This is a genomic window from Syntrophorhabdales bacterium, from assembly GCA_035541455.1.
Lineage (GTDB): Bacteria > Desulfobacterota > Syntrophorhabdia > Syntrophorhabdales > WCHB1-27 > JADGQN01.
Map to the genome: position 1 here is coordinate 1 of DATKNH010000077.1, position 6,601 is coordinate 6,601.

Genomic DNA, 6,601 nt, shown 5'->3' on the forward strand with positions numbered 1-6,601 from the left:
CTCAGTTCAGCGCCGAACCGCCATCGACAATGATCGTCTGCCCCGTTATAAAGTCGCTGTCGTCGGAAGCAAGAAAAACGATCGTACCGGTAAGATCATCCGGCGTCTCAGGGCGTTTTATGCAGCGACCGGTCGCAGCCATCCTGATCACTTCCGGCGGATCCTGCGGGTTTGCTTTCAGGATCTCAGTCTCTGTATATCCCGGCGCAATAGTATTCACGTTGATGCCGTCGTCACCCACCTCTCTAGCCATGGATCGGCTGATGGCGACGTTGCCGCCTTTCGATACCACATAATGAAGAAAATAAGGCAGCCCCTTGTAGAAAGTTCCCGAGGCGACGTTAATGATCTTCCCTTTTTTCTGCTTTTTCATCTGGGGATAGACAGCTTTCGAGCAGAGAAAGGGTCCCTTCAGATTGACAGCCATCACCTTATCCCATTCAGCAGCAGGTATTTCCCAAAAGGGCTTTTTCACCAGATCGGCAAAGAGGGCCGCATTATTCACAAGAATGTCGATCCTGCCGAAGCGCTCCACGACCTTGCGGGCCAACTCCTGCGTGCTCTCCTCGCTCGTGACATCGGTCTTCACGTAAAGCGCTTCCGCGCCCGTTGCAGTGATGGCATCTACAGTTTCCCTCCCGTCAAGGATGTCGGCTATGACGACCTTTGCCCCTTCCTTAGCCAAGCGAATGGCATAGGCCTTCCCCAGACCGCGCGCTGCTCCTGTGATGATAGCTACTCTGTCCTTCAGTCTCATGTGATCCTCCTTACAGTTTTCCTGGTATTGTAAGTTTTATCCCTTTGTTTTCTTTTTGGCCGCGAGCGCGAAGAAAGTCACGCCCTGACTCCCTCCTTCCCTCGCGGAAGACCTCTCTGTCTTTTCTGTTGCTTGCTTACAGCTTTCTTTTTTCACAGGAATTTTGACGGTACCGTTTTACTCAAATACCATCCTGCCGCTATTCTTATTTCTTCTCGTCGAGGCTGTTTCGCTCAAACCCTCTTTATTGGTACGGACTGGAGATCTTGTGATCCTTCTCCTGCTTTGTCCAATAGTCGATCCGTTCTTTTATGTATTTCACGTATGCCTCGCCGTCCGCCTTCTTGACGCCTTTGGGCTCCAGATCCTTCAGGTGCTGAGTCAGCATGGGTTCGACGGCTTTCTGCCATCTCTTCGTCTCCGCTTCGTCAAGAGAATAAAATTGGCCGCCTTTTTCCTTCAAGAAATCCCTTCCTGCGAGATCGATCTCGTTGGATGCCAGGCCGAACTTCTCATTGTATTCAGCCGACAATTGCGTAAAGACTTTTTTCACGTCGTCAGGGAGTGAATTCCATTTATCCTTGTTCATTATCACGTAGAACGTAAAAACGAGTCCGGCTCCCCGCTGAGAAAGCGTAGCGTGCTTCACCAGTTCTCCGAGCTTCCAGCTTTTCCAGGTCTCCATGGCATCCATGATCCCATCGACAACACCCCTCTGAAGCCCATCGTATGCGTCGGCCATTTCGACCGGCACCGGGGTGGCGCCCAGAGCTTTCGCCGTATCGCCGATTCTTCCCGCGCCGCGGATCTTCAGACCCTTCAGATCTTCCAATTTCCTGACGGGTTTTGATTTTGTGGCTATGATCTGCGGACCGGGAGCAAACAGGTACAATACATGCACATCGTTCCATTCTTTCGGTTTGAACTGGTTATAGAAGTCCTCCTTCACGTGGGTGGCCACATAGCCGCTGGTGTAGCCCACCGGCAAGTCCAGCGTCTCCGTCACGAGAAAGCGTCCCCTCGTATACCCTATGTGGGAAAGCCCCAGGTCCGACACGCCATTGAGAACACCATCATACACTTTCGTGGCGCTGGTCAGTATGCCCCCGGGATAGTAAGTGATCTCGACTTTTCCGTTCGTACGTTTTTTTATCTCATCGCAGTATTGCTGTCCAAGCACGGAAAAGAGATGCGTGGGTGGAAGGAAGTTGCTGTACTTCAATTTGATCGGTTGCTCCGCCGCATGCAGGGTCGGTAGAGCAACGCTCACCAGAAGGGCGACGCAAAATACAAACAGAACAATACGCTTCATCTTGATCCTCCTTTATGTGAATGTTTATGGTACGTACTACACGATCTCACCCGTTACCTTCAGCCCATGAGCAGCTTTGGAAGAAAGAGCGCAAGACCTGGAAATACAAAGAGCAGGCCTGCAAAAATAATAATCCCGATGAGAAAAGGCAGGCTACCTGCGTAGACCGTGCTCATCGGCACTTTAGTCAGGTTTGTGACAATGAAGACATTGATCGCTACCGGTGGGATGATCACGCCAATCATCTGCGTGATGCCCACCATGATGCAGAACCATATCGGATCAAAGCCCAGTTTCAGGACTGCCGGAAAAAATATAGGGGTGGCGAGGATCATAAATGCCATATCGTCGATAAAGGAACCGCCCACAATGTAGACTATACAGATGATAACGATGATCAGGTTCCTATGGATCGGGAGAGTCGTGATCCACCCTGCCATGACCTGCGGAATGGTGGTCACCGCGATGAAGTGGCCGAGCACTGTCGAGGCGCCGATCAGCATGAGCACCATGCAGGCACTGCGGGCTGAATCTGCGACTGCTTTTGCGTACCCCCGCGGCCTCAACTGTTTTCTGCACAACACCAGCAGGAGCAGGGTCGCGGTACCTACGCTGCCCGCCTCCGTTGGGGTGAAGAAGCCGTCCATCAGCCCCACAATCATTATTACAAAAATAGCAAGCACTATTGCGACCTCAGGAACTGTTACCAGGCGCTCTTTCCATGTTGACCTTTTTCCGGCCGGCGCCAACTCCGGGTTCATTTTCGCCCAGCCGAAAATGGTGAAAACGAAAAATAACGCCATCACAAGACCCGGTATAATGCCCGCGAGAAAGAGCTTTCCTACTGACTGCTCTGTGATGATGCCCAGCACAATAAGCCCGACACTCGGCGGCAGCATGCAGCCCAGCGTACCCACGCTTGCCACCACACCGGTCGAAAGTTTTTTGCTGTACTTGTAGCGGTCCATCTCTGGAATGGCGACACTGGTAAACGTTGCCGCGGTTGCAGCCGCCGAACCGCAGAGCGTTTTGAACGCAGTCGCTCCGCCCACTGTGGCCATGGCAAGCCCACCGGGAATGTGGCCTATGAACCGGTAGGCGCATTCATAGAGTCGCTTTGCGATGCCTGACGCGAAAGCGACCTGCCCCATCAGGATGAATATGGGAAATACCGAATAGCCATAGGATGCGAACACGTCGTACATATCTTTCGCGACCAGATGCATGGCTGCCTTCAGGCTGACTAGATAACTGAAACCGACAAAACCAACAAGGAGCATGCACACAGACAATTCCATGCCTGTCATGAAGAGTGCAAGCACGGCCACAAGACCTATACATCCTACGGTTATCTCACTCATACGTGCCACCTATAATCTTGAAAATATCGCACACGAGCACGAGCGAAAGCGCGAAAAAGCTGAATCCGACCGCATAGGGGATGGGATACATCGGCCACTGGAGGGTATTTGATACCTCTCCGGCAGTACGAAACGTGTTGCCTATTTTTAATACATTGCACCCGATCATCAAAAAGATACCGATGCCGACGCATCTCGTGACGATATCTGCTGCGTTTTTACCGACGCCTGGAAGCTTCTTTGTCAGTACATCCACAAAGATATGGCCGCGAAGCCAGGCCGTAATTGGCGTGACGAAGCCGAGGACAATGCCGCTACCCATCGCCACTATCTCGTATGTACCGAGGATCGGCCTGCCGAAAGCCCGCATGATAACATCCGCAGTCGTCAACAGCACGATGAAGGTCAGGACAACGCCAGATATAACCTGCATGAATGCGCTTAACTTAAAAACAGCACGCAGGACTTTTTCCATAACGCCTCCTCAACGCCTCAACTCAACATTAGCTTCAAGACTTTCTTCCACTTTTCTTTCCTCTCCGTTTGCGTGCGGGTTGCTCCTCGAGTACCTCGCTTACATATGTGAGGTGTTTTTCCATAAGGGCGGACGCGCGCTTGTGCTCCCGCATTTTTATTGCTTTGACGATTTCTTCGTGCTCTTTTATGGCGCGGCCCGACACCTCGAGGTCGAGGCCGATCCGGCTTCTGAAATCTGCCACCACGGCAATGAGCGATTCCATGACGATTACAAAAAGACCATTCTTTGACGCCTTTGCCACCAACCTGTGGAATTCCGCGTTCTTTTCAAATGCATCGAGATTCTTTGCGTAAATCATTTTTTCAAGTGCCAGGTTGTCTTCAAGCTTTTGAATATCCTCATGGTCGGCACGATTTATTGCTTCGTCCAATATGGCTTTCTCGATCTTGATACGCGCAATCTCGATCTCCTCCTTGCTGATGCTTTTCATTTGAACGGCATCCAGGTAGAGATTATTTATCGCGTGCAGCATGGTGTCGACCACAAGAGGGCCCCCAATGCCCCCTTTTCGCATTTTAATGACACCGGTCAATTCCAGGACTCGCAGCGCCTCCCGGATCGTCTGGCGGCTGACATTGTATTTTCTGGCAAGCTCGTTTTCACCGGGCAGTCTGTCCCCCGGTTTGAGAGCCCCCGCGAAGATAAGTCTTTTTATCTCAGTCGAAATCTCTTCAAACGCTCTCTTGGTCCGAACAGGGCGAAATATCTCGTCATTATATGTGGTCCGTGGCGCACGCATAATCTTCTCTTATTGGAGATGTAGTGCTATTGTCAGACAACTATGCTTATTCTACTTCTAGCCACATTGTCAAGGGAAAAAAGAGGGCTGGTTGTGGTGAAACTCACGCCTTCGTGATGCTCGACTACTATAAGAGCAGGGTGAGCTTCGGGGATGCTGGATAGCCACCTATTCGGATCATGTCGTCATAAGCGAGTCAAGTCCGCAACGCCAATAGCGACCTTACAAAGAAATAGCCAACGATGACAAATGCCGCGAGCGGCGAAACCCACTCCGGCACAGAGACCCCGAAACTGTGGGCCAGCATGATAATGCCCAGCACTAGGATCGAGTACATCGCACCGTTTTTCAGGTAGGCATACCGCTTGATCCGCTCAACACCGTAATACGTCAGCTGACGGACTACGAGAGCCCCGATGCCGTTCCCTATGAGGATAAGCGGTACTGAGAGCGTAAACGCAAAAGCGCCCACGATGCCGTCAATGGAAAACGTCATATCAATCACCTCGAGGTAAAGGACTTTACCTATATCGGAGAGATGCGCTTCTCTCCCGAGGAGTCGCCGCTCCTGCTCTTCCGCATATCTTCTGAAACCGTGAATGATAAAAAAGGCTGTTGAACCCATCACTGCCCCGAACCCCAGCATAGGGCTCCTGCGAAGAGCAATCCAGACGATGATCGCAAGCAGGATTGAAACAACGGCATAGAACCATGCAGCCTGGCGCTCTATAATGCGCTCCACAAAGAGACCGTAATTCTTGGGCTCCATGAATATCCAATGGAAAAAGAGAAATATAAAAAAGACCCCTCCACCTATCAGAAGAACTGGAGCGCTGTCGTGAATGGCATTCAATGCTGCCACATCACCGGTCAGACTGGCGGTGAACGCCTGCCATGGCCCTAGATGTGGAGTCATGACCCAAACAAGGAGCCACGGCAACAATCCACGCACCCCAAATACCGCAATCAGCATGCCCCATGTCAGGAACCATCTTCGGGCCCTATGTTGCATGGTCGCCAAGGTCTCGGCGTTAATGACGGCATTGTCAATGCTGGTTATAGACTCGAAAAGCGCGAGGCCCAGTATGATCAGCGTGGAGACTATCATCGGTTCTCACTCCTCCAATGGACGCATGCAACTCGAGAGATTATAGTATAAGAGCACATCCGAGACAAGAATATGAAACGAGTGCTTAGCAGCCACAACGAGGCAGAAGGACGCCTGCGCTATGGACACCGGCAGCCGTGATTTTTCTTTCGCGCTGATAGAACTCGGCGCAGCCGTTGTGGGACTCGCCGTGCTTTCAAGGCTTTCCAAACGTTGGGGATTCTCGGCAATCCCTCTGTATCTGATTGCGGGGCTTTTCTTCGGCGAAGGAGGATTATGGCCGCTTGATCTGACTAAGAGCTTCATTGAGATGGGCGCGGAGATCGGCGTGCTCCTTCTTCTTTTTATGTTGGGTCTTGAGTATACGGGACAGGAGCTCAAGGCAAACCTCAGAGTGGGTCTCTTTGCCGGTGCGGCTGATTTCTTCCTCAATTTCACGCCGGGGTTCGCTGCAGGGCTTCTGTTAGGGTGGAGTCCCCTTTCAGCGGTTCTTCTTGGAGGAGTGACCTACATCTCATCTTCAGGCATGATAGCTAAGCTGTTATCGGAATTGAAGCGGTTCGGTAACCCTGAGACGCCCACGTTGGTCTCGGTGCTGGTCATAGAGGACATGGCGATGGCTGTGTATCTGCCGCTTATGAGTGTTCTGCTCATGGAGGAGTATTTTTGCAGGTGTGCGCCAATCTACCCGGACGAAGTAATCGAATAGATGGCGCGCGAGTGTATGCGCTATTCCTTGGCGTGAGACCAAAGCCGCGCTTAACGGAAAGGCCCCCTTGATTTGAA

The 6,601-nt window shown here is 51.7% G+C and carries 7 protein-coding genes; 1 reads left to right on the forward strand and 6 read right to left on the reverse strand.

Going from position 1 to position 6,601, the window contains the following annotated elements; all coding sequences use genetic code 11:
• Position 1: 1 nt before the first annotated feature.
• From VMT71_07880 to VMT71_07905, 6 genes are all read right to left on the reverse strand, one after another.
• Positions 2–757, reverse strand: a complete 756-nt coding sequence (locus tag VMT71_07880) for a 3-oxoacyl-ACP reductase family protein (GenBank protein ID HVN23875.1) — start codon at positions 755–757, stop codon at positions 2–4.
• A 244-nt stretch (positions 758–1,001) separates the two neighbouring features.
• Positions 1,002–2,069, reverse strand: a complete 1,068-nt coding sequence (locus tag VMT71_07885) for a TRAP transporter substrate-binding protein (protein HVN23876.1) — start codon at positions 2,067–2,069, stop codon at positions 1,002–1,004.
• 59 nt (positions 2,070–2,128) lie between these two features.
• Positions 2,129–3,430 carry a TRAP transporter large permease gene (locus VMT71_07890; protein HVN23877.1) on the reverse strand — a complete coding sequence of 434 codons (1,302 nt, stop codon included), beginning with the start codon at positions 3,428–3,430 and terminating at the stop codon, positions 2,129–2,131.
• Positions 3,423–3,905 (reverse strand): TRAP transporter small permease, encoded by a 483-nt coding sequence (locus VMT71_07895; protein ID HVN23878.1) that lies wholly within the window; start codon positions 3,903–3,905, stop codon positions 3,423–3,425. The genes VMT71_07890 and VMT71_07895 overlap by 8 nt, the downstream gene beginning before the upstream one ends.
• 34 nt (positions 3,906–3,939) lie before the next feature.
• Entirely contained in the window at positions 3,940–4,707 is a 768-nt protein-coding gene (locus tag VMT71_07900; protein HVN23879.1) for an FCD domain-containing protein, read from the reverse strand.
• Positions 4,708–4,903: 196 nt separating this feature from the next.
• A complete protein-coding gene (locus VMT71_07905; protein ID HVN23880.1) occupies positions 4,904–5,815 on the reverse strand; it encodes a DUF475 domain-containing protein in 912 nt (303 codons plus the stop codon).
• A gap of 121 nt (positions 5,816–5,936) precedes the next feature.
• Between VMT71_07905 and VMT71_07910 the strand changes: the two genes are divergently transcribed.
• Complete coding sequence (locus tag VMT71_07910; protein HVN23881.1) at positions 5,937–6,524, forward strand: cation:proton antiporter; 588 nt, start codon at positions 5,937–5,939, stop codon at positions 6,522–6,524.
• The last annotated feature ends 77 nt before the right edge of the window (positions 6,525–6,601 follow it).